Consider the following 22507-nt stretch of genomic DNA (forward strand, 5'->3'; position numbering starts at 1 on the left):
CGTCCTGGCGTCCTGCACAGGCTCGCCAGCGCGTTTCTGGCCCGCTTCGCCCGATCTGGGGAGGCCCATCGCACGATCTGCCTGGCCTGAAAAATAAAACCCCACGCTCCGAAAAACGTGGGGTTGGTCAGCAGTCTGAGGGCGGCCATGCCGCCCTTCGATTTAGCTCACTCCACCCGCAGCCGCGCCATATACGGCAAATGATCGGAGAGCCAGGCGGTTTCCTGCGTTGGCTGGATCCATTCGACGGGTTTCATGCCGCGCACGAACATCTTGTCGAGTGCGAGCGCCGGCGAGAAGGCCGGAAACGTGCGGCCCGATTCGCCGAGCAGCGTCGCCACTTCCTGCAAGCCGTGTTCGGCGAAGAGCGGCACCGAGTCGTTGCGCCAGTCGTTGAAGTCGCCCGCTAGCACCAGCGGACCTTCCGGCGCCTCCTTCGCGATCCAGTGCGCGATCCAGTTCATTTGCCGCAAGCGCGCCGAGCGCGTGAGCGCCAGATGCGCGCACAGCAGCGTGACCGAATGACCGCCGAAGGTCGCCCGTGCCACCAGCAGACCACGCTTTTCGAATCGATGCGCGGAGATATCCCAGCGCCCGCCAAGATCGAGCGGATGAGGCGACAAGATCGCATTGCCGTGCCGCCACGATGGCTTGAACACGTTCGGGCCAAGCGCGATTTCGAGTTCGGCCGCGCGTGCGATTTCGGTGGCCTGGCAATGCCAGACATCGCTCAACGGATCGGCGAGTGGCGCACCGAAATTACTCGCCAATATCGGCGAAGGCATGCGCCGCGCCATGGCTTCCTGTAAAAAATACGCGTCCGCATGGGTCGACTGAACCCAGCGCTGCATCGCCTGCCAGGCCTGAAAGCCGAGCGGTGTGCGGCCCTTATGCAGATTCCAGCTCACCGCAATGAAATCCTTGGGCGCTACGCTCTCGCGGATCAATTCTTCTGGGTTTCGCATGCCGCGTTGTCCACGTGTTCTGTTGAGGCTTCGGTTATTCGCTTCAATTCGCTTTGATTCGCGTGGGTCTGCAAGGGTTTGCGCTAATTCGTGCTGTTCGCGGGGCTCGCACGCACGCGATAGACGAGGTTCGGATTCTTGTCGACGATCGTCCAGCTGGCCCACTGTCCCGCCGGCACTTTCAGGCCCGGGTGGCTCGCGCTCACCTGACGCGGTTGCGGCGGCAGCTTGCAGCCGGTGTCGGTTTGTTGCGCGGTGTCGCCCTCGAACGTTTCCTGGGCTTCAATCGACAGCGTGACCGCATTCGCATCCGCCTGCAGCGGCGAGACAGTCAGCGTGCGCGCCAGATCGATGCTGCCGCCGGGCTGGTCTTTACAGCCGACGTTATGCTGCACCACCTTGTGATGCGTGTCCGTGCGGGCCTGACCGACGGTGGTGGTGCCGTCGAACGCGTCGATCTGCTGGCCGTCGCGCATGACCTGCAACTGCCATTGCACGACCTGCTGCGCCGTTCCTTGTTGCGCGTTCGCAGGTAACGACGTGCCGAACAGCGCGGCGGTTAGCACGGCAACGATACTGGTTTTCCACATAGAAGGAGTCTCCGGTCACTGCGTCCGGCAGAGTAGTCAGAGGGCCATCTTACCCCTGATGGGCTGAACGCTTTTCTGACACCTGAAACGGGGCCGGGTTCAGCAACACACCATTTCGCAGGTGGGAGGAATTCTCGAAGGGACTTCCTCCGGGGCGTTGCCGGAACCAAGCCGTTGTTAGCAGCAGAGCCGCATGACTGCTGGCTTGCACACGAATATGGCCCCGTTACACTGGACCTGAAACGGCGCCCATCAGGTGCCGCAGCAGCAAGACCAGCCAGACGGGGTGAGCGATGACAACAGCAATGGTCAAACAGGAAATCGCCGTGGCATCTTTCAGTCGGGTATACGACCTCGATCAGGTCGAAACCGCGCTGAACGATCTCGGCGAAGGCGCGAACGAGGCGCTGCGCGCCACGTACGAAAAGATGCTGAAAACCGGCAATCTGCGCTTCTGCGTCAAGCCGAACCGGATGCCGTCGATCGACGATCTGATCGACGCACTGCCCAACTTTTCAGCGCCGCTCGACGACATCCGCAAGCAGGTCGCCTTGTGTATCGAGACGGAAGACCGGCTCGAATTGATGCCGATTTTGCTGCTCGGTGACCCGGGCATCGGTAAGACGCACTTTGCGAAGCAGTTGGCGCGCCTGCTCGGCACCGCCTACCAATACGTGGCGATGAGTTCGCTGACGGCGGGATGGATTCTGTCGGGCGCCTCATCGCAATGGAAGAACGCGAAGCCAGGCAAAGTGTTCGATGCGCTCGTGAACGGCAGCTACGCGAACCCCGTGATCGCCGTCGACGAAATCGACAAGGCCACCGGCGATTCGCAATACGATCCGCTCGGCGCGCTTTACGCGCTGCTCGAGCACGATACGGCGCAGACCTTCATCGACGAATTCGCCGAAATTCCGATCAATGCCGGACACGTGATCTGGATCGCGACGGCGAACGACGAGCGCTCGATCCCGGAGCCGATTCTGAACCGGATGAACGTGTACGAGATTCCGCCGCCGGATCATGACGGCGCACGCCGCATCGCCCAATCGATCTACGACGAAATTCGCTCGGCGCATAACTGGGGTCTGCGCTTTCCCGAAACGCTCGGGGGCGCCGCGCTCGATGCGCTGAAGCTGGCGTCGCCGCGTGAAATGCGGCGCGCGATTCTGAATGGTTTCGGCGCTGCGCGGATCGACGGGCGCGATCGGATCGAAGCTGGCGATATCCGTCTGGATTACGGAAATCGCCGGAAACCGATCGGTTTTTGAGGTTTTTTGCCCTGTTTTTGCATGAAAGCCGTCTTCGGGCGGCTTTTTTATGGTCTGAAACCGGGCATCTACCGGAAATGAAATGAATGCCTCGGCAATTGTTTCTAATTATGAGATGCGATTGCCTGTCACGACACGGCACCACACGGGGTCCCGCCCGCATGAAGAGTCGAGCGCGGCGACCTTCGACGGCGTACACTGAACTCGTCCGGCCCATACGTTTAAGACCTGATCAAGACCGAATGCCCGCAGTTGCCCGACTGCGGGCATTTCCGTCTGTGCAGCGTCGTACAATTTTGCAAAGCGATTGCGTAAGGCCAGGTGTGTTCGACAGCGAGCGGCGTGCGGTCTTCCATAGCCGCATCCGGTCTTCATCTATATCGGGTGAATGAGGCAGCGCGCGGCGAGGTCAGCTGCGTCAAGGGACATGGATCAAATCGAATGTGTAGTGATCGGCGCGGGCGTGGTCGGTCTCGCAGTGGCACGCGCACTGGCGGCGCGCGGGCGCGAGGTGATCGTGCTGGAAGCGGCTGAAGCGATCGGCGTGGGCACCAGCTCGCGCAATAGCGAAGTGATTCACGCGGGGATCTACTATCCGCGCGGCTCGCTGAAAGCGGCGCTCTGTGTGCGCGGCCGCGAGATGCTCTACGACTACTGCGTCGAGCACAACGTGCCGCATTCGCGCTGCGGCAAATTGCTGGTCGCCACCTCGCGCAATCAGGTTCCTCAGCTCGAAAGCATCATGGCGAAGGGCCGTGAAAATGGCGTGCTCGACCTGATGCGGATCAACGGCGACCAGGCGCAAGCGCTCGAACCCGCGCTCGAATGTGTCGAGGCCGTGTTCTCGCCGCAGACCGGCATTGTCGATAGTCACCAGTTGATGCTGGCGATTCAGGGCGATGCCGAGCGCGGCGGCGCGGTGTGTGCGTTCCACGCGCCGGTCGAGGCAATCGAAGCGAGCAACGCCCGCTTCATCATCAAGGTCGGCGGCAGCGCGCCGACCACGATTAGCGCCGCCTGCGTGATCAACAGCGCCGGTTTGCATGCGAACGCGCTGGCGCGCACGATTCGCGGCCTCGACGCGCGACATGTGCCGCCGCTCTATCTCGCGCGCGGCAACTACTTCAGCATCTCGGGGCGCGCGCCGTTCAGCCGGCTGATCTACCCGATGCCAAACGAAGCAGGCCTCGGCGTGCATCTGACGATCGATCTCGGTGGCCAGGCGCGATTCGGTCCCGACGTCGAATGGGTCGATACGATCAACTACGACGTCGATCCGCGTCGTGCGGATTCTTTTTATTCTGCGATTCGCGCGTACTGGCCCGCGCTTCCCGACGATGCCCTGCAACCCGCTTATGCCGGGATTCGTCCGAAGCTTTCCGGCCCGGGCGAGCCTGCCGCCGACTTTGTGATCCAGGGTCCGGCCGCGCATGGCGTGCGCGGACTCGTCAATCTGTTCGGTATCGAGTCGCCGGGACTCACGGCCTCGCTCGCGATCGCTCAGCGTGTCTGCGAACTGAGTGGGCGCGCTTAATTGTCGCACCCTCGAATTCTCACCGCGCGGCTCTCGTCGCGCGATCGCGCGGCATTTTCGCACTCGAAACGCGCGCGCGAGGTAGTACCAATTCGGTTATCTCTATCATTTGAGCCGTCACGCGCGACGGCTTCATTGCTATCCTTGGGGACCGCTGTCATCAGAACGGCGATCAGTTCAATATAAATGGAGTGAGTCCCCCATGAAATCTTCCCGTCGTACGTTTTTGATCACCAGCATTGGTGTTGCATCTACCTTCGCCCTGTCGCGCCAGGCTTTCGCCGACGCACCGAAGGTCGCCGAGACCGACCCGACCGCGCAAGCGCTCGGCTACAAGGACGACGCGAGCAAAGTCGACAAGGCCAAGTTCGCGAAGTACGCAGCGGGCCAGGACTGCGGCAATTGCAGCTTCTACCAAGGCAAGCCGACTGACGCCTACGCGGGTTGCCCGATGTTCGCGGGCAAGCAGGTCGCGAGCAAGGGTTGGTGCAGCGCATATAACAAGAAGGCCTGATTACGCTCCAGCCGCGTACACATTCAGTGTCGCGGCAAATGCGCCGCAACATCGCGACGAACGTGCGCTCGATTGGTTTATCGCTCGCGTACACCGTCGCGGTGATACTGTTCGGCGGCTTCGGGCCTTTCGTCGTGACGTGGCTCATCAACACCACGGGTTCGCCGATCGCGCCGACTTACTACGTGATGGGCGGACTGGCGTTATCGATCGTTGCGGTGGCGTGTATCCCCGGCAAGCGCCATGCGGACCTCGATGCACAGCGCAAACCGGCTTGAGCGTCTAGCTGCGTGCCTGTATCAACGGTGGCCGTTTGTCGAACCACGGCCGCGCCGCTTCGAGTTGCGCGGCCAGTCGCAACAGCGTTGCTTCACCGCCTTCGCGCGTGGCGAACTGCACACCGATAGGCAGTCCGCGGGCGTTCCAGTAGAGCGGCACCGACATCGCCGGTTGTCCGCTCAGATTGAACAATTCCGTGCATCCCGCCCATGCGAACGCTTTGTTCGACGCTTCGGTCAGCAGCTTCTTCATCAGGGCTTCGAGCGGCATTGCCGTGACGGCGCGCATCTGCATGCGCTCGGTTGACGTCGGCTGCATTTCGCCGATCTTGATCGGTGAACCGGCGAGCGTTGCGCATAGGAGCACGTCATAGCGGTTCAGCAAATCGGCTAAGCGTTCGGTGATGCGGCGCTGTTCTTCCAGTGCGCTGGGCAGGCCGCGCTCGCCGAGTTTGCGGCCGACGTGCGCCATGGCCCATGTCGAGATTTCGAATTCCTCGCGCAGCGGTTTGCGGCCGGTGATGCGATCGGCGTTCAGCACCATTTCTTCCGCCGTCACTGACCAGAGCATCAGGAACGCATGGCGGACTGCCGCGAAATTGATGTTCAGTGACACCGGTTCGATGTTATGGCCGAGCGAACTGGCGAGTTGCGCGGCGTCTTCGAGCGCGGCGCGCGAGTCGACGGAGAGCGAAGGCGCCAGCATCGAATCGGTGACGTAGGCAATGTTCAACGGCTTGCATGGCTCACGGCTTGCGCCAAGGAAAGTGCCCGGTGCGCCAAGTGGCCTGTCCGCGTTGCCTGCCAGCAGATCGAGCAGCAACGCGCTGTCGCGTACGCTGCGCGATACCGCGTGATCGATGCCGAGTTCACCGACTGCGGCAGTTGGCGTGGCGCGCGGCACACGTCCGCGGGACGGCTTGAGGCCGAACAGTCCGCAACATGAAGCGGGAATGCGGATCGAGCCGCCGCCATCCGATGCATGCGCGAGCGGCACAATGCCCGCGGCGACCGCCGCGGCCGCCCCGCCGCTGGAGCCGCCTGGCGTATGGTCGAGATTCCACGGATTGCGGCACGCGCCGAACAGTTCGGGCTCCGTATAAGGCATCTGACCGAGTTCGGAGGTGCTGGTCTTGGCGAAGATATTGAGGCCGGCTGCTTTTGCGAGCGCGACGACCGGTGCGTCCTGGGTAGGAATGAAGTGACGATAATGACGGCTGCCCATCGCCATGCGCAGCCCGGCGACCGCTGCGCCCAGATCCTTGATCAGATAGGGCACACCCGCGAGTGCTGCCTGCGTGCTTCCATCAGCCGAATTGTTCGCGCCATTCGCTCTGTTCGCATCATCACGCGAGGCACGCTGACGCGCTGCGTCGTAGTCCTTCAGGACGATCGCGTTGATCGCGGGATTGACGGCTTCGGTGCGAGAGATCGCGATGTCCAGCAACTCGCGCGCGCTTGCTTCGCGGCTTCGAACCAGTTCGGCGAGGCCGATGGCGTCATGAGCGAGATAGTCTGATTGCACGACGGAGGGGCCCTCACTATAGCGCGTTGGATCTGCCGGTTGCCTATGCGCATGACGAACGGCTTTGCCGGACGTCCCGTCGTGCCCAGTTCGTCGATGCGCATGGAAGAGTTACAGCCGTTCACCCAGGAAGGTCAGCGTGCGGCCATGCGCGAGCGCCGAAGCGGGCTGGTTATACGACGCGCGGTCCGAGCAGTTGAAGCCGTGATCGGCGTTCGGATAGATGTTGAATTCCGCATCGGTGCGGCCGGCGAAGCGCTCCTGAATCTGGCCGACAGCCGACAACGGAATATGCGCGTCGAGTTCGCCGTAGTGGAATTGCATCGGCACTTTGATCTTCGCGGCCTGATCGAGCTTGTTCTGGATGCCGCCGCCGTAATAAGCGATCGCGCCGTCGAGCGAGCCTTGCGCCGCTGCCAGATACGCGAGTTGACCGCCGAAGCAGAAGCCGATCGCCGCAACCTTGCCGGTCACTTCCGGCATGGCGCGCAGCGCTGCGGCAGCCGCGCCGATATCGGCCACCGCCTGGTCGACATTGGTCTTTTGCATCAACTCGATACCTTTCTCACGATCCGCACCGTCATACGTCAATTCGACGCGCGGCTGCACGCGCCAGAACACGTCCGGTGCAAGCGCGACGTAGCCGTCTTGCGCGTACTGATCCGCAACCGAACGGATATGGCTGTTCACGCCGAAGATTTCCTGAATGATGATGACGGCCGGTCCCTTACCGCCTTTGGGCAGCGCCAGATAGCCGCCGAAACTGTCGTTGCCGGCGGGAATGTCGATCCAGCGGGAAGTCGTGCTCATGTTGCTCTCCATTAACTCGTGCGTTGATGCGCGGGGTCGGTCTGAATGCATGCCAAAGGCGTGAATGCCTGAAGCGGCCGATCAGTTTGCCATCAAAAGAAACGCCGTGCAGCGAGGTCGCGCGCGGCCTGACGACGCCCGTAGCGCAGCGACCATCTCGTAAGACGATTGAAACATTCTCGATAATTCATTTCCCCGTCGTGGCGTGGCTCGGTACAGTCCGCAGTATCTGCTTGCCGATGCCGCGAGCGCGTCGTTGGAAAAGGAAACGAACATGAACGAAGGCAATTTTGTGACGCCGTTTGCGGCGCGTTTCGAGTTGCGCGTGCCGGTCGTGCAGGCGCCAATGGCCGGCGGCGCGACGACGCCCGCGATGGTTGCCGCAGTATCGAATGCCGGCGGCCTGGGTTTTCTGGCGGCGGCAGCGCTGTCGCCTGAGAAGATTGCGAGCGAAGTCGCGGCGATTCGCGCGCTGACGGATCGTCCGTTCGGCGTGAATCTGTTTGTACTGGAGCCGGCCGCGCCGAACGAAGCCACCGTGCGCCACGCGCTCGAAGCAATCGATCCGCTGCGCGCGGACCTCGGTTTGCCGCCGGGTCAGCCGCTCGAACGCTATGCGCCGGATTTCCGCGCGCAACTGGACATGCTGATCGAATTGCGCGTGCCGGTGGCGAGCTTCACGTTCGGGCTGCTCTCCGCTGAAGACGTTGCCCGTCTGCATGCAAACGGCCTATATGTAATAGGCACCGCGACTCATGTTGCCGAGGGCGTCGCCTGGCGCGACGCGGGCGCCGATGCAATCGCCGCGCAAGGCGCGGAGGCCGGCGCGCATCGTGGCACTTTCATCGGCGCATTCGAGGCGGCGCTGATCGGCACCATGGCGCTCGTGCCGCAACTCGTCGATGCGACCGGCCTGCCGGTCCTGGCCGCGGGCGGCATCATGGACGGACGCGGCATCGTCGCCGCGCTCGCGCTCGGCGCGCAAGCCGCGGTGATGGGCACCGCGTTCCTCACCTGTCTGGAGAGTGCGATACCGCAGGCATGGAAAACCCGCGTACGGTCGATGTCCGACACGTCGACCGCCGTGACGCGCGCGATAACCGGCCGGCATGCGCGCGGCATACGCAATCCTTTGATGGAGCGCTTGAGCGAGTCGGCGGATAAGGTCGCGCCGTATCCGGTGCAAAACGCCTTGACTCAGGAACTACGGCAAACCGCGAGCCGCGCGGATAACGGCGACTATCTGTCTCTCTGGTCTGGCCAGGGCGCGCCGCTTGGCCGCAAGCGCCGGGAAGGCCTCGGTGCTGCCGAACTGGTCGGGCAACTCGAGCAGGAATGGCGTGCTGTGGCAGCACGGATCGCCGCGCTCAAACGTTGATTCAGCATGACTCAGGCGCGTCTCGTAGCGATCTGCGACGCGCCTCGTTTTTAAGCGCAATGCCTATTCGAACTATTAACGGTTTAACGCGCTAAAAGCTTTAGGCTTTGCCGTTAGACGAAACTCTCACCTGGCGGAAACCCGCATGGGTTGGCGCTTTCCAGCCTGTCTGTCCGGCCGTAATAGGTCGCTGTTGGATAAACGCTATTAGTGTTCATCCCACTTCCTCAAAAAAGTCCCACAATTTAATTTGATGGCCTACACTTGCGCGCAAGTACGGGTTGCCGCCTGCCACAAACAGGTTGGTGAACGTGCTGGCCAAGTGCATGAACGATGCAACCGGCGTGGTCGTCCACGGGACTGAGCGACACGTGTAGGGACGCGGGGGCACAGGGCGATTACGTTGTTTTTGGGACCGAAACTGGAGACTTACATGAACATCAAGATTCAAAAGCTGTTGCCGATCAGCGCCGCGGCTGTGCTGTTCGCAACGTTGGCAACGACTGCGGCAGCGGACCAGGTTGTCAAGATCGGTCACGTAGCACCGTTGACCGGCGGTATCGCTCACCTGGGTAAAGACAACGAAAACGGCGCGCGCCTGGCAGTTGAAGAAATCAACGCCAAGGGCCTGACGATCGGTGGCCAGAAGATCACGCTGCAACTCGACGCACAAGACGACGCAGCTGACCCGCGTACGGCTACGCAAGTCGCGCAGAAGCTGGTCGACGATAAGGTCGTCGCAGTGGTTGGCCACTTGAACTCGGGTACCTCGATTCCGGCTTCGAAGATCTATAGCGATGCTGGCATCGTGCAGATCTCGCCGTCGGCAACGAACCCGGCCTACACGCAACAAGGTTTCAAGACGACGTACCGCGTCGTGGCGACCGATGCGCAACAAGGTCCGGCACTGGCTAACTACGCATCGAAGACCATGAAGATGAAGAGCGTCGCAATCGTCGACGACTCGACCGCTTATGGCCAGGGTCTTGCCAACGAATTCGAGAAGACCGCCAAGTCGCTCGGCATGAACGTGATGTCGCATGACGCGACTAACGACAAGGCTGTCGACTTCCGCGCAATTCTGACGAAGATCAAGGGCGAAAACCCGGATGCGATCATGTACGGCGGCATGGACGCCACCGGCGGCCCATTCGCCAAGCAAGCCAAGCAGCTCGGCCTGCGCGCGAAGGTGCTGGCAGGTGACGGCGTGTGTACCGACAAGCTGTCGGACCTGGCTGGCGACGCAACCGACAACATCGTCTGCTCGGAAGCCGGTATGGCGCTCGAGAAGATGGCTGGCGGCGCAGCGTTCCTCGCCAAGTATCAGAAGCGTTTCGGTCAGCCGATCCAGATCTACGCTCCGTTCACGTATGACGCTGTGTACATCATCGTCGACGCAATGAAGCGTGCGAACTCGACCGATCCGGCGAAGATCCTGGCAGCAATGCCGAGCACCGACTACAAGGGTGTGATCGGTGAAACCACGTTCGACTCGAAGGGCGACCTTCAACACGGCGTGATCTCGCTGTATGACTACAAGGGCGGCAAGAAGACGCTGCTCGACGTAGTGAAGATGTAAAGGCCGCATGATCGAAGACAGCTTTGTTTGTCTTCGGTCAGGTAGTTAAAAGGCACGTGCGCCGTATGGCTCGCGTGCCTTTTCTTTTGGGCATTTGCGTGAGAGGCTGCTGGGTTTGAGAATATCGTTCGGGAGAATGCCGTGACCACTGTGATCCGTTCGATCGACAACGGCTGGCGCCGCTGGATTGCCGAGAATCTGCTGCTCGACGCACCGCCGCCCGCCTTGCATGGAGCGCTGGTCGGACATGGTTTCGACCCGGCCGAAGCTGCGCGCGAAATCGCGGCAGCGCTCGCGAGTCCTTACTTTGAAGGTGCGACGCGTTTGCGCAATCGTTTGCGCAAGCGTGAATGGATATTGTCGGTGTACGGCACGCTCAATCGTATGCGTGCGGGAAGTGACGTGATCCAAAGGCGCGAGCGTTTATCGCGCGACGAGTTCTTTGAGCAGTACTACTTTCAGAACCGGCCGGTCATCATCACCGGTGCGTTCGATTTCTGGCCGGCGCGTACGCAGTGGAGTTTCGACTACTTTCGCGAGCGTTGCGGCGATTGCGAAGTCGAAGTGCAGTTCGGCCGCGAGTCGGATGCGAATTATGAAATCAATCAGCCCAAGCTCAAGCGCATGATGCGTTTTGCCGATTATGTCGATCTCGTTGAGCGCAGCGGCCCGACAAACGATTTCTACATGACCGCCAATAACACCTCGCACAATCGCGCAGCACTCGCGGCGTTATGGCCCGATGTGCCGGCCATCGGCGAATATCTCGATGCCGGATCGCCCGATACCGGTTTTTTCTGGATGGGACCGGCTGGAACGAAGACGCCGTTTCACCATGATCTGACCAATAACTTCATGGCGCAGGTGATCGGCCGCAAACAGATCAAGCTGGTGCCGTTGTCCGATACACCGCATATGGCCAACTTTCTCCATTGCTATTCGCAGGTGGACGGCAGCGCGATCGACCACGAGCAGTTTCCGTCGATGCGTAATGCGAATCTGGTGGAATGCACGCTTGAACCCGGCGAATCGCTATTTCTACCGATCGGCTGGTGGCATTACGTGGAAGGACTCGATGCCTCGGTGACGATGACGTTTACCAATTTTCTGCAGCGTAACGACTTCTCGAATAATTACGTTACGTATCACGAACTGTGATGCGCTGGTGAATGTGTCCGCGTTTTTGATTGTGGTTTGAGTGTGCTTGCCGCGGCCGCTTTCACGTGCGGCTTCCGTGTCCTTGCGGCAGTCACCCCGGATTGCGCATCTATCTCTTACCCCCACCCGTTGCAGATAAAAAAACGGCGAACCGGTTGACCCGGTTCGCCGCCCCCCTTTTAGCGCCTGTTTTTTGTCGCGCCGTTATTTGCTGTCGTTATTCGTATTCGTTACTTCTTCGTCGTCAGGCCGCCTAGACCGCCGAGCAAGCCGCCGCCCGTGGTGCCGCCAGCAGTGCCCGCCGTACCGGTCAATGCGCCGGTGACGGTGCTCAGTAGACCGGTGATCGGCGCCAGCGGGTTGGTGGTTCCGCCGCTGCTGCCCGAACCCGCCGCCGACCCGAGGGCGCCTGTCAGTGACGACACCGCAGCCGTCACCGGTGCCAGCGGATTGCTGCTGCTACCGCCGGTCGCGCCGCTCAATGCGCCGGTGACCGAGGTCACAATGCCTGTCAGCGGTGCCAACGGGCTGGCTATGCCGCCGGAGGTGCCACCGAGGCCGCCGAGGCTGCCGGTCACGGTGCTGAGAACACTGGTCAGCGGTGCAAGCGGGCTGCCCGAGCCGCCGGAAATGCCACCGAGACTGCCCGTCACCGTGCTGAGGATGCTGGTCAAGGGTGCCAGCGGACTGCTCGAACCGTTGCCGCCTGTCAGACCGCCGCTCAAGGTGCCCGGCAACGCGCTGAGGATGCTAGTCAACGGTGCCAGCGGATTCGTAGTGCTGCCGCTGCCGCCCGGATTCAGGATGCCGGTGAGGCCGCCAAGTGGGTTGCCGCTGCTCGAACCGCCCGCGGTCAGCAGGCCGCCTGCCGAGGTGACCGTATCGCCGAGCTTGGTCACGACATTGCCGAGGTTCTGGCCGATCGGGTTGTTGGTCGCACCGCTGACCTGGCTACCCGCATTGTCGAGGCCATGACCGATGGTCGACAGCAATCCGTTCAGCGGTGCCCCGAGACCGGTCACACCGCCGATGTGGTGGGGAACACATCAGCGTGCAGGCATCGCGTAACGTAACGTAAGCTTGGGGTTTTTCATATTGCGCAACGTCCGCCGATGCAGCGGCAGCGCGCGTCCAGGTCAAAGCTTCAAACGCCGCAGCACCTTCGGACCTGCGATCGCGATCAGCGCCGAACACAAGGCCACGACGGACAAGCCGATCGGCAAGCTGGTCACGTGCGTCACCGCGCCGATGATCACCGGCCCGAGCATTAGCCCGAAGTACGCCAGCCCGGCGACGTGCGCGAGTCCTTCGGCGGCGTGAATGCCTTTGACGCTCGCCGCTGCCGCGAACAGCACGGGCATCATGTTCGCGAGTCCGAGACCCATCAGCGTGAAGCCGATGAGAGCGGCGACCGGGTTCGGCAGCAGCAGCGCGCCGACCATCCCCGCGCAGGCAAGGGATGCGCTCGCCATCACCAGTTGCGGTGCGCCGAAGCGGGCTCGCACAGTGTCGCCGGCGAAACGCGCCGCGGCCATGCCGCCCGAAAACGCCGCGTAGGCCGCGCTCGCGACGGCCGGCGTGGACAGCACGACGTCGCGCATATAAACAGTGGCCCAGTCGTACATCGCGCCTTCTGCGATCAGTGCGACCAGCGCCATCGCGCCGAGCGCCCACAGGGCCGGCGAGCGCCAGCGGTTGGCGCGTGGCGTGGCGGCGTCGGGATGGTCGGCATGCGGCACGTGCGGCAGCACCGAAGGGCAGGCGGCGATCAGCACCAGCGCGCTGACCGCCGCGGCCAGCGCGAGATGCACAGCCGGTGCCATGCCGCGTGACAACAAGGCGCCGCCCACCGCCGCGCCGAACATGCCGCCGACGCTGAACATGCCGTGCAGCGACGACATGATCGGCCGGCCGAGCGTCTTCTCGACAGCGCTGGCCTCCGCGTTCATTGCGACGTCGAGCGTGGCCATGCCGGCGCCGAAGACGGCCAGCACGATCAGCAACATCCAGTAAGCCGGCACGATCAGGATGAGCGCCGCACATGCTGTCATCACCAGGCCGCCAGTCAGGCAGGCGCGGCGCGTGCCGACCCGCGCAATCCACGACGCAGTCGCCGCCATTGCGCCGATCGAGCCACCGGCCACGGCCAGCAACGCAAACGAGAGCATCGCCGCGTTCAGGTGGAAGCGGTCGCGCACGGTCGGCACATGCACCCCCCACGATGCGTACATCATGCCGGCGATGAAGAACACCGCCATCGTGGCGATCCGCGCGCGCTGCCGTGCGCTGTCGGAGAGATCGCGATGAGCAGCGGGGAGGGGGGCGAATTCGGAGGAACGGTCGGACACTGAAATCTCGTGAAGGAGGACGCGTAAGAAAGCGCGTTGAAAGCGAATTTCCGATTCTAACGAAGCGCACTGTCTTATGCTTGGAGCGGATTGATCCAACACTCGAGGAACGCGCACTTGAACATTCCCGCTCACGCTCCGATCCATCTGCTGCATCTGGCCGCTATCGGTACGCTCGCTACCCACGCGCGCCAGCCGCAAGGCTTTCCTTATCCGTCGGTGTTGCCGTTCGCGCCGGACCCACAGCATCGTCCGACGATCCTCGTGAGCCGGCTCGCCGAGCATACGCACAACCTGCACGCCGACCCGCGCGCCGGATTTCTGGTCGTCGACGCACCCGACGGCGACGTGCTGAGCGGCCAGCGTGTCACTTTGCTCGGCACATTCGAACCGGTCGACGCGACTCCCGAAGTCGTGCAGCGCTATCTGCGCTATCACGCGGATGCGGAACGGTATCTGGCTCTCGGCGATTTCACGTTCTGGGCGATGAGACTCGAACGGCTGCGCTATATCGGCGGCTTCGGCGCGATGGGCTGGCTCGACGGTGCCGAACTCGATCCACTGCCTCCCCTCGGCTGCGATGAAGAAGACGCGTTGATCAGGCTCTTCGCCGGTCTTTCCCCGGTTGCCGGAGGACTTCAACTGCTCGGCGTCGATCGATATGGCGCTGATCTGAAGCTGGATGGTGCGCGTACCCGTTTTGTCTTTGACGACGCCAAACTCAATACCGGAACCTTGCATGCGGCGCTCGAGGATTGCATCCAGCGCCACGCTAATTAAGTTCTGGTTACTGTTTCGGGAAAACACTCATGCCGCAATAACAGGGCGGAGCGTGCGTCCGAATATGTTCTGACGTTGCATGTTAAAGCTTTCATGCCATGAAATGTTGATGCAAATTTCTCATCTTAAATTTCATTTTTTGGTAATTAATCCGGTAATTACTGATGTGCGGGCCTGTTTTTCAGCACAGTACGAAAATTATCTATTTGAAAGAATTTGCGTAGCATCACGGTCGAATGAAATTTTTTGAAACGAATCTGGATTAATTTTACGACGGCGCTTTTGTAGGATTTCTATTTTGTGTTAATCTCGCCATCAAATTCCGAGGCATGAACACCTTCAAAGGGCAAGCTGGCTTAAGACTGGCAGTCATTTTATCCAAACTACAAGGGAACCTATGTCGTCCTACAAAGAACTACTTGCTCAGCGCGAGAGGCTTGAAAAGCAGATCGAAGAAGCAAAGTCGCGTGAATACGCGGAAGTGTTGAATGAGATCAAGCAGAAAATGACCGATTACGGCATTTCGCTGACTGAACTTGGCGGTGGCCGTGGTGCCAAGGCTGCGAAAGCTGGCCGCCCGCGCGCAGGCGTTGCACCGAAATATCGTGACCCGGATAGCGGTAGCACGTGGTCGGGCCGCGGCAAGCCGCCGCGCTGGATCGCAGGTCTGGATCGCGAGAAGTTTCTGATCCAGAAGTAATACGAATAGACCAATCAGTGGCGCTTCTAGCGCCGCTGTTGCGAGAAATAACCGCGTACCGTCAAGGGCGCGGTTTTTTTATTGCCTCCGAAAATTGTTGTGACTCTTTGTTACACGTACTTCATGAAACCGGAACGCGAATGCTTTTCGTTTAGATAAGCGGATGATTTAAAAGGATTTTTTAAGGTCTCTTCAGCGCATATCGAGATGCGCCGGGTAGAATGCAGGCATTGAACTTTTGTGTCGTTTTCAGATATGCCTTCCACCGCCGCCGTCCAGTCCGCTGAGAAACATCGCGTTGCGCGCAAAAGTACCTTTGTCAGCATTGCGCTCAATACGGTGCTGATGACGCTGCAAATCGTCATCGGGGTGTTTGCCCATTCGCAGGCGTTGGTCGCCGACGGTATCCATTCGTTAGCCGATCTGATTTCCGATTTTGTTGTGCTAATCGCAAATCGGCACAGTGGTGCCAAGCCCGACGCGGATCACAATTACGGTCACAGCCGCTATGAAACGGTTGCGTCATTGTTTTTGGGTGCACTGCTGATTCTGGTCGGCGTGGGTATGCTGTGGCGCGCCGGGACGCGTCTCGCCGATTTGCAAAGCATCCCCGCCGTGCATATGAGCGCGCTTGCGGTCGCGGTGCTGGTGCTGATTTCCAAAGAGGGCCTGTTTCGCTACATGCTGCGCGAAGCGCAACGCGTGCGTTCAGCGATGTTGATTGCGAACGCATGGCACGCACGCTCGGACGCCGCTTCGTCGTTGGTGGTCGCGCTCGGCATTATTGGTAGCCTGGCAGGCGTGCGCCTGCTCGATCCGATCGCCGCGGCGATTGTCGGTTTCATGGTCGCGCGCATGGGCTGGATGTTTGGCTGGGATGCGCTGCAAGATCTTTCCGACCGCGCGCTCGACCAGGCCGCCTCCGCCGACATGCGCGCGCTGTTGCTCTCGACACCCGGCGTGCGCGACGTGCACGAAATGCGCACCCGCAAGACGGGTGACTTCGCCCTCGTTGACGCGCACATTCTGGTCGACCCGCTGATCTCAGTATCGGAAGGGCACTACATCGCTGAATCGGCGCGCTTGCGCGTGCTGACCGACAACCGTGTGCTCGACGCGCTGATCCATGTCGACCCAGAGAACGACGCGGTTGCGCGCCCGCCTGTCAATCTGCCGAACCGGGATCGGGTAGTCGCCGAAGTCAATGCTGCGTTCGCCGCAGGTGGTGTGAAGGCCGCAGCGGTCAATATTCACTACTTGAGCACGGGGCTCGATGTTGAAGTGGTTTTGTCGGCGGCGGGTCCGCGCACTGCCGAAAGTGGTGAGCCATGTCTGGCTCGTGTCGATCTGGACGCGCTCAAGCGCAGCCTGGGTGCCCGCAAGCTGGACGTGCTGCAAGGGTTGGACGCACCGCCGGCGGAAAGCGGCGTCTCGACGGAGACAGGGTCCGGGGAGGCCATCGCCCGCGCCAAGGCTGCGGAACCGCATAGCGCCACCTGATAGACGTCGCTGGATGACGTCTATCGAGCCGAGCCCGCCCGGAACGCGCGAGCCGCAGCTTCACAGTCTCACAGCGGCAATTGCGTATCGAATTTGATTTCGCGCAGCACTACGCTCGTGCGCACCTGTGCGACGGCGGGAATCTTGAAGATGCGTTCGTGCAGAAAGCTGTCGTACGCCTTGATATCAGGCGCGACGATCTTGAGGATGTAGTCGGATTCGCCAGTCGTGCTGTAGCACTCGGTGACCTCCGGGCAGGTGGCGATTTCCCGTTCGAACTGTGCGACCCCGCCCTCGGTGTGGCGCGTGAGATGGATATGCGCAAGCGCGCAGACGTGCAGGCCCAGCTTTTCGCGATCCAGCAATGCCGTGTAGCGCTGGATCACCCCCGATTGCTCCATATCCTTGATACGGCGCCAGCATGGGGTGCTCGACAGGCCGACCTGGTCGGAAATCTCTTGCACGGATCGGCGTGCGTCGAGCTGTAGCAGGCGCAGGATTTTTTGTGAGAAGGTATCGAGTGTCAACTGCGCCTCCGTTGGCGTCGCCGTATCAACGCATAGTAGAGGGCGCGAAAACGAAACGCAACGTAAAACGGGTTCGACGAGGGAGATTACCTAATTTGCCGGTTCCTCAGCGGCGTTTTGCCCTGAGTCGTCCCCATCTTTATTGGCTGCCAGCGTGGCCGCCTGAACGGTGCGCAGATCCTTGAGCATGTTGCAGAAAAGCGCGCCCTGTTCGATCGCGTCGTCCAGCGCGACATGCGTATGCGGATGTTCGTCGAACCAGTGCTTCGGGAAGCGTGGCTTGATGTTCTTGCGGTACGGCAGGCCGGTCAATGCGAAGGCCAGCGTCTTGATGTCGAGCGCCGACCACGAAAACGGACAGCGGCCGACAAACCGCATCATGTACCAGAACATATAGGTGAAGTCGAAACCAGCCGGCATCGCCACGAACACGGGTTTGCCCGGCAACGCCTCGACCCATTCGACATAGGCCGTCAGCGCGGCCTGCGGATCCTGCAAATCTTTGCGACAGGCTTCCCATGCTTCCGGTTGCGTTTTCCACCATACTTCCTGCACAGGATGCGGCTTGGCGCCGTCGAGCAATTCGAGATTTGCCGAGAAGGTGGCGATCAGTTGCTTGTCTTCCGTGTACGCGGCGGAAGCAAAACTGAGCATCGAATGCGGGCCGGGAATCGGACCGTCTGCTTCGACGTCGGTGCTCACAAAGATTTCGCTGCTCATGCCTGGACTCCGTCAGCCACATACGGATTGGTGCGGCGCTCGACGCCGAACGTGGAGGTCGGACCGTGGCCCGGAACGAAGGTGACGTCGTCGCCGAGCGGCCAGAGTTTTTCACGGATCGCGCGTACGAGGTCGGCGTGATTACCGCGCGGAAAATCCGTGCGGCCGATCGAGCCCGCGAACAGTACGTCGCCCACCAGCGCGAGCCGATGCGCGCGGCTGAAGAACACCACGTGACCCGGTGTGTGCCCGGGGCAGTGATAGACCTCGAGGGTTTCGTCGCCGAAGTTAACGGTCTCGCCGTCTTGCAGCCAACGGTCCGGCTCGAACGCCTCGGCTGCGGGAAAGCCGAAGCGCGTGCTTTGATCCGGCAGCTTGTCGAGCCAGAAACTTTCGTCGGGATGCGGGCCTTCGATCGGCACGCCGTAGTGCGTGGCGAGCGTCTTCGCGCCGGCACAGTGATCGATGTGGCCATGCGTGAGGAAGACTTTTTCAACCGTCACGTTCTGGCGCGCGATTTCACCCTGGATGACATCCAGGTCGCCGCCCGGATCGACGACGGCCGCGCGTCCGGTTGCCTCGCAAACGAGTAACGAGCTGTTCTGCTGGAACGGCGTGACGGGGATCAAGGTGACTTTCATGGATGACGGCGCCGCTGGAAAAACGTTGATTGTACCGGCGTCTCGTCGATGCCCGTCGAGGGCCTCGATGCTCCGCTGCAGCGGGCTTTCGGCTGCCCATTTTTGCAGCAGGAGTGAAAATTCATCAAGGTTTTCAGTCGCTTGCCATCTCAAATTTTTCTTTTGGGTATAATGACTTCCATGCACAAGGAATTGTGCATGCCACACGGCGATGCGTCCCCATCAAAAATGGGCACGCGGATTGCCACTCAAGTATGGGCTGTCGCGGTTTTGGGCGGCCATCAGGTATCGATGCATTCGATGCACACGTCTTACCCAGCCAGGCGCCGCGCGCCTGCAACGGACCTAAATGCCGTGACGCTGGGTGGGGCCTACGCCGCTGTTCCTGCGCGCTGAGTTCCGCGCGCAAGAACGTGTTTGCCACGTTCGATGGCGGCATGTGGGGTCTGGTCAGGCTGCCGGGGACAGGTTGCGCCAGACGTGAAAATTAACCGTGCGGTAGCGGCTGGGTAAGCCGCATCCGGGCTTTGACGTACTGCGCTCTTCTGCGCGGCGCGTTGTCGTCCATTGCCGCCGGAGTCGCAGGCAACACGCTCAACTTTTCGCGTGATGCGGCTCGACAATTTGATTGCACGTCTTATGAAAACTCGGTTATCCCGTAGTCTGGGGACTATTTTTGCCTTTTTTGTGCTGGCCGGCTGTGCTACGCCTCCAGGCGCGACCAGCACGTCCGAAAGCGGCGCGCCGCTGAGCACGAAGAGCGCGCAGGCAGGCTCGTTCGGCCCGCAATCCTTCGGTAGCGCGCCAGCCTCCGACGCAGCCGCCAAGGGCTCGTCGTTGGCCGATGCCAAGCCGCTGACGGACGATGGTTCGAGCATTTCGGACTTTCATCAGACCGGCCGCGCTTCGTGGTACGGCCGTGGCTTCCATGGCCGCCGCACCGCCAATGGCGAACGTTTCGATATGCACGCGTTGACCGCAGCGCACCGTACATTGCCGCTCGGCTCGTATGTCCGTGTGACCAATCCGGCTACTTCGCGCTCGGTCGTCGTACGTATCAACGACCGCGGCCCGTATGCGCGCGGCCGGATCATCGACTTGTCGATGGCCGCCGCCGCCGCGCTCGACATGCGCCATGCCGGTACTGCGCGCGTGCAGATCGAAGGTCTGACGCAGCAGGAAGCACGCGCTGCGCGTAATGAAATGCTGGCGTCGAACTCCGGTTCGAGCGCAGAGAAGTAATGTAGTGGCCGCGGGCGCGCCGCCAGCGCGTCCGTGACGCCGGGCGGCACGGCGGCATCTCATGCCGTGTTTGCCAAAAGACGAAGGGCCGCATCGCGCGGCCCTTTCTTTTACCTGTTCGCTTTATCCCTCGTCTTTCTTCAGCGCTAAAGCGCGCGTGTAGAGTGCGTTGCGCGATGCGCCTGTGATAGTCGCCGCGACTTTTGCCGCGCTGCTCACCGTCAACTCTTCCAGCAGGATGCCTAGCAACGCGTCGTGATCGTGTTCGCCTGCGGCTTCCGGCTCGGCGCCTTCCACTACCAGTACGAACTCACCGCGTTGCCGGTTCGAATCGGCCGCGAGCCACGTTGGCCCTTCGGCCAGGGTGCTACGGTGCAGCGTTTCATGTAACTTCGTCATTTCCCGTGCGATCAGCAGCTTGCGCTCGCCGCCGAATGCGTCGGCCAACGCCTGCACTGTTTCGACGATCCGGTGCGGCGCTTCGTAGAACACCATTGCGTGCGGATGGCTTGCAAGCGGCTGGAGTGCCGCCGAGCGTGCTTTTGCCTTCGGCGGCAGAAAGCCGAGGAACGAGAACGTTGCGACCCAGTCGCCGGCCGCGCTCAACGCAGTGGCGAGCGCGCTTGCGCCGGGCAGCGGGATGACCGGGAAACCGGCTTCGCGCACGGCGTCGACGAGTTTCGCGCCGGGATCCGAGATGCCGGGCGTGCCCGCATCGGACACGTAGGCCACGCGTTCGCCCGCTTGCAGATGTTCGATCAGGCGCAGCGCCGCGGCCCGCTCGTTGTGTTGATGAACCGCGACGAGCGGTTTCGAGATGCCGTAGCGCGCGAGCAATTGGCCTGTGTTGCGGGTGTCTTCGGCGGCGATGCGATCCACCAGCCCGAGCACATGCAACGCGCGAAGCGTGACGTCGGCGATGTTGCCGATCGGAGTCGCCACCACATACAGTGCGGCAGCAGGGTATTGCTGTCCTTGCGCGAGTTCGGAGAGAGGAGTCATGAGGCAGAAGACGCAGACAGACAGAACGAGGCCGCCATTGTGCCACGCAGCGGCGGGCCAACCGGGCGTGGGGCAGGCGCGACATGCTGCAAACTCGGCGTCGGGTAGTGCATCGGCGGGCATGCTGATGAGCGCAAAGGTGAGCGCTGCGGCAAACGCAGGGGCATGCGTGCCGACCAGCATGCCCGTGGGCTCCCGGGTGGGCGAGTCGGTGAGCGCGCGGGTAAGCGCGCCGGCTAACGCCCACAACTTTTCGAGACCAACCGGGTCCAAACTCGTCGGCGCGGCTTTCGAGGCACGTGCGATGGAGTTTTTGCAGCGGCAGCGCTTGCGTTTCGTCGCGCGCAATGTGCTGTGTCGCGGCGGTGAAATCGATCTGGTAATGCGCGACCGTGACGGCGCGCTGGTGTTCGTTGAAGTGCGAGCGCGTGCACAGCAGCATTACGGCGGCGCGGCAGCGAGCATTGGGTGGCAAAAGAAGCAGCGGATCGTGCGTGCCGCGCGGCATTATCTGGCAACCCGCAGCAGGCGTTCGCATGATGAGCCCGCGTGCCGTTTCGACGTGATTGCGTTCGAAGCGGGCCGGCTCGTGTGGCTGCGCGATGCGTTTCGCGCCGACGAAGTCTGACGCAGTGCGCGGAGAACACGCGTGAGTGCGATAAACTTGCGCTCGCGTGCGGGCCTCGTGAACGACGCCGGCACACAGGAAACGGAAGGAAGCAGCGCATTTCGCGATGATTTTGTGCATACGCACTGCGTTGCCGGTATGGTTTGTCCGAGCGGTACGACTTCGCAGTACGACTTCACAACAGGGCCGCGCATTGCGGTCCATTTGCGGTAGAAAAAAGAGACTCGATGTCAGTCGAACGCATTCAACAACACTTCCGCGACAGCGCGGCAGTCAAACTCGAAGCCCTCGAAACCCTGTCGATGTCGATCGCCGCTGCGATCGACACGATGTTCGCAGCGCTTGCCAACGGCAGCCGCATTCTTGCGTGCGGCAACGGCGGCTCGGCGGCCGACTCGCAGCATTTCGCCGCCGAACTGATCGGCCGCTTCGAGCGTGAGCGTCCGGGCTTGCCGGCGATCGCGCTGTCCACCGACACGTCCGTGCTCACCGCGATCGCCAACGACTACTCGTTCGAGCAGATTTTTTCGAAGCAGGTGTGGGCTCTCGGCCAACCGGGCGATGTGCTGCTGGCTATCACCACGTCCGGCGATTCCGCCAATGTGCTGGCCGCGATCGAGGCCGCGCACGAGCGCGAGATGATCGTGGTCGCGCTGACCGGCAAGGGCGGCGGCCGCATGCAGGAAGTACTGGGCGATACCGATATCCACATTTGTGTGCCGTCCGATCGCACCGCGCGTATTCAGGAAGTGCATTTGCTGACCATCCATTGTCTGTGCGACGGCATTGATGCCATGTTGCTGGGCGAAGACTGAGA

Annotated in this window: 21 protein-coding genes and 2 pseudogenes; 13 read left to right on the top strand and 10 right to left on the bottom strand. The window is 61.6% G+C overall.

Annotated features, from left to right (window positions below; genetic code table 11):
• Positions 1-167 precede the first annotated feature (167 nt).
• Together VFE81_RS05780 and VFE81_RS05785 are read right to left on the bottom strand one after the other, a co-directional pair.
• Positions 168-965 (bottom strand): endonuclease/exonuclease/phosphatase family protein, encoded by a 798-nt coding sequence (locus VFE81_RS05780; RefSeq protein WP_325043675.1) that lies wholly within the window; start codon positions 963-965, stop codon positions 168-170.
• An 83-nt stretch (positions 966-1048) separates the two neighbouring features.
• Positions 1049-1555, bottom strand: coding sequence for a hypothetical protein (locus tag VFE81_RS05785; protein ID WP_325043676.1), 507 nt, complete (start codon positions 1553-1555; stop codon positions 1049-1051).
• A 293-nt stretch (positions 1556-1848) separates the two neighbouring features.
• Here VFE81_RS05785 and VFE81_RS05790 point away from each other — a divergent pair, with 293 nt between their 5' ends.
• From VFE81_RS05790 to VFE81_RS05805, 4 genes and pseudogenes are all read left to right on the top strand, one after another.
• Positions 1849-2826: an AAA family ATPase gene (locus VFE81_RS05790; RefSeq protein WP_325043677.1), complete on the top strand. Its 978-nt coding sequence runs from the start codon at positions 1849-1851 to the stop codon at positions 2824-2826.
• A gap of 427 nt (positions 2827-3253) precedes the next feature.
• Positions 3254-4360: an NAD(P)/FAD-dependent oxidoreductase gene (locus VFE81_RS05795; protein ID WP_325043678.1), complete on the top strand. Its 1107-nt coding sequence runs from the start codon at positions 3254-3256 to the stop codon at positions 4358-4360.
• Between the two features lie 202 nt (positions 4361-4562).
• A complete protein-coding gene (locus VFE81_RS05800) occupies positions 4563-4874 on the top strand; it encodes a high-potential iron-sulfur protein (RefSeq protein WP_325043679.1) in 312 nt (103 codons plus the stop codon).
• 59 nt (positions 4875-4933) lie between these two features.
• A pseudogene (locus VFE81_RS05805) lies at positions 4934-5152 on the top strand (MFS transporter); the annotation flags it as partial.
• Between the two features lie 4 nt (positions 5153-5156).
• Here the strand turns inward: VFE81_RS05805 and VFE81_RS05810 are convergent.
• Positions 5157-6677 (bottom strand): amidase, encoded by a 1521-nt coding sequence (locus VFE81_RS05810; protein WP_325043680.1) that lies wholly within the window; start codon positions 6675-6677, stop codon positions 5157-5159.
• Between the two features lie 111 nt (positions 6678-6788).
• Positions 6789-7487 carry a dienelactone hydrolase family protein gene (locus VFE81_RS05815; RefSeq protein ID WP_325043681.1) on the bottom strand — a complete coding sequence of 233 codons (699 nt, stop codon included), beginning with the start codon at positions 7485-7487 and terminating at the stop codon, positions 6789-6791.
• Positions 7488-7761: 274 nt separating this feature from the next.
• Here VFE81_RS05815 and VFE81_RS05820 point away from each other — a divergent pair, with 274 nt between their 5' ends.
• The 3 genes from VFE81_RS05820 (at position 7762) to VFE81_RS05830 (ending at position 11602) form a co-directional block, all read left to right on the top strand.
• Positions 7762-8865, top strand: a complete 1104-nt coding sequence (locus VFE81_RS05820) for a nitronate monooxygenase (RefSeq protein ID WP_325043682.1) — start codon at positions 7762-7764, stop codon at positions 8863-8865.
• Between the two features lie 433 nt (positions 8866-9298).
• Positions 9299-10444 carry a branched-chain amino acid ABC transporter substrate-binding protein gene (locus VFE81_RS05825; protein ID WP_325043683.1) on the top strand — a complete coding sequence of 382 codons (1146 nt, stop codon included), beginning with the start codon at positions 9299-9301 and terminating at the stop codon, positions 10442-10444.
• Positions 10445-10585: 141 nt separating this feature from the next.
• Positions 10586-11602 carry a cupin-like domain-containing protein gene (locus VFE81_RS05830; protein WP_325043684.1) on the top strand — a complete coding sequence of 339 codons (1017 nt, stop codon included), beginning with the start codon at positions 10586-10588 and terminating at the stop codon, positions 11600-11602.
• A 230-nt stretch (positions 11603-11832) separates the two neighbouring features.
• Here VFE81_RS05830 and VFE81_RS05835 read toward each other — a convergent pair.
• Positions 11833-12633 (bottom strand): annotated as a pseudogene (locus VFE81_RS05835) (collagen-like triple helix repeat-containing protein); the annotation flags it as partial.
• A 105-nt stretch (positions 12634-12738) separates the two neighbouring features.
• Positions 12739-13950 carry an MFS transporter gene (locus VFE81_RS05840; protein ID WP_325043685.1) on the bottom strand — a complete coding sequence of 404 codons (1212 nt, stop codon included), beginning with the start codon at positions 13948-13950 and terminating at the stop codon, positions 12739-12741.
• A gap of 117 nt (positions 13951-14067) precedes the next feature.
• On the opposite strand from VFE81_RS05840, the gene VFE81_RS05845 reads away from it, so the two are divergent.
• The 3 genes from VFE81_RS05845 to VFE81_RS05855 all read left to right on the top strand — a co-directional run bounded on the left by VFE81_RS05845 (position 14068) and on the right by VFE81_RS05855 (position 16930).
• Entirely contained in the window at positions 14068-14730 is a 663-nt protein-coding gene (locus VFE81_RS05845) for a HugZ family protein (protein ID WP_325043686.1), read from the top strand.
• A 397-nt stretch (positions 14731-15127) separates the two neighbouring features.
• Positions 15128-15430 (top strand): H-NS histone family protein, encoded by a 303-nt coding sequence (locus tag VFE81_RS05850; RefSeq protein WP_325043687.1) that lies wholly within the window; start codon positions 15128-15130, stop codon positions 15428-15430.
• Between the two features lie 255 nt (positions 15431-15685).
• Positions 15686-16930, top strand: a complete 1245-nt coding sequence (locus VFE81_RS05855; protein ID WP_325043688.1) for a cation diffusion facilitator family transporter — start codon at positions 15686-15688, stop codon at positions 16928-16930.
• Between the two features lie 68 nt (positions 16931-16998).
• On the opposite strand, the gene VFE81_RS05860 is transcribed toward VFE81_RS05855, so the two are convergent.
• From VFE81_RS05860 to VFE81_RS05870, 3 genes are all read right to left on the bottom strand, one after another.
• Positions 16999-17457, bottom strand: a complete 459-nt coding sequence (locus VFE81_RS05860; RefSeq protein ID WP_325043689.1) for an Lrp/AsnC family transcriptional regulator — start codon at positions 17455-17457, stop codon at positions 16999-17001.
• A gap of 90 nt (positions 17458-17547) precedes the next feature.
• Positions 17548-18177, bottom strand: a complete 630-nt coding sequence (locus tag VFE81_RS05865; protein WP_325043690.1) for an exonuclease — start codon at positions 18175-18177, stop codon at positions 17548-17550.
• Positions 18174-18818 carry an MBL fold metallo-hydrolase gene (locus VFE81_RS05870; RefSeq protein WP_325043691.1) on the bottom strand — a complete coding sequence of 215 codons (645 nt, stop codon included), beginning with the start codon at positions 18816-18818 and terminating at the stop codon, positions 18174-18176. Before VFE81_RS05870 ends, VFE81_RS05865 begins: the two co-directional genes overlap by 4 nt.
• 639 nt (positions 18819-19457) lie before the next feature.
• Here VFE81_RS05870 and VFE81_RS05875 point away from each other — a divergent pair.
• Positions 19458-20060 carry a septal ring lytic transglycosylase RlpA family protein gene (locus VFE81_RS05875; protein WP_414695553.1) on the top strand — a complete coding sequence of 201 codons (603 nt, stop codon included), beginning with the start codon at positions 19458-19460 and terminating at the stop codon, positions 20058-20060.
• Positions 20061-20183: 123 nt separating this feature from the next.
• Here the strand turns inward: VFE81_RS05875 and rsmI are convergent, their stop codons facing one another.
• The gene (gene rsmI / locus VFE81_RS05880) at positions 20184-21062 is read right to left on the bottom strand and encodes a 16S rRNA (cytidine(1402)-2'-O)-methyltransferase (RefSeq protein WP_325043700.1); all 879 of its coding nucleotides are present in this window, start codon (positions 21060-21062) and stop codon (positions 20184-20186) included.
• 181 nt (positions 21063-21243) lie between these two features.
• Here rsmI and VFE81_RS05885 point away from each other — a divergent pair, with 181 nt between their 5' ends.
• Together VFE81_RS05885 and VFE81_RS05890 are read left to right on the top strand one after the other, a co-directional pair.
• Complete coding sequence (locus tag VFE81_RS05885) at positions 21244-21690, top strand: YraN family protein (RefSeq protein WP_325043693.1); 447 nt, start codon at positions 21244-21246, stop codon at positions 21688-21690.
• A gap of 227 nt (positions 21691-21917) precedes the next feature.
• Positions 21918-22505 carry a phosphoheptose isomerase gene (locus VFE81_RS05890; protein ID WP_325043694.1) on the top strand — a complete coding sequence of 196 codons (588 nt, stop codon included), beginning with the start codon at positions 21918-21920 and terminating at the stop codon, positions 22503-22505.
• Positions 22506-22507: the final 2 nt, after the last annotated feature.

It is taken from the genome of Paraburkholderia sp. (assembly GCF_035656215.1).
Lineage (GTDB): Bacteria > Pseudomonadota > Gammaproteobacteria > Burkholderiales > Burkholderiaceae > Paraburkholderia.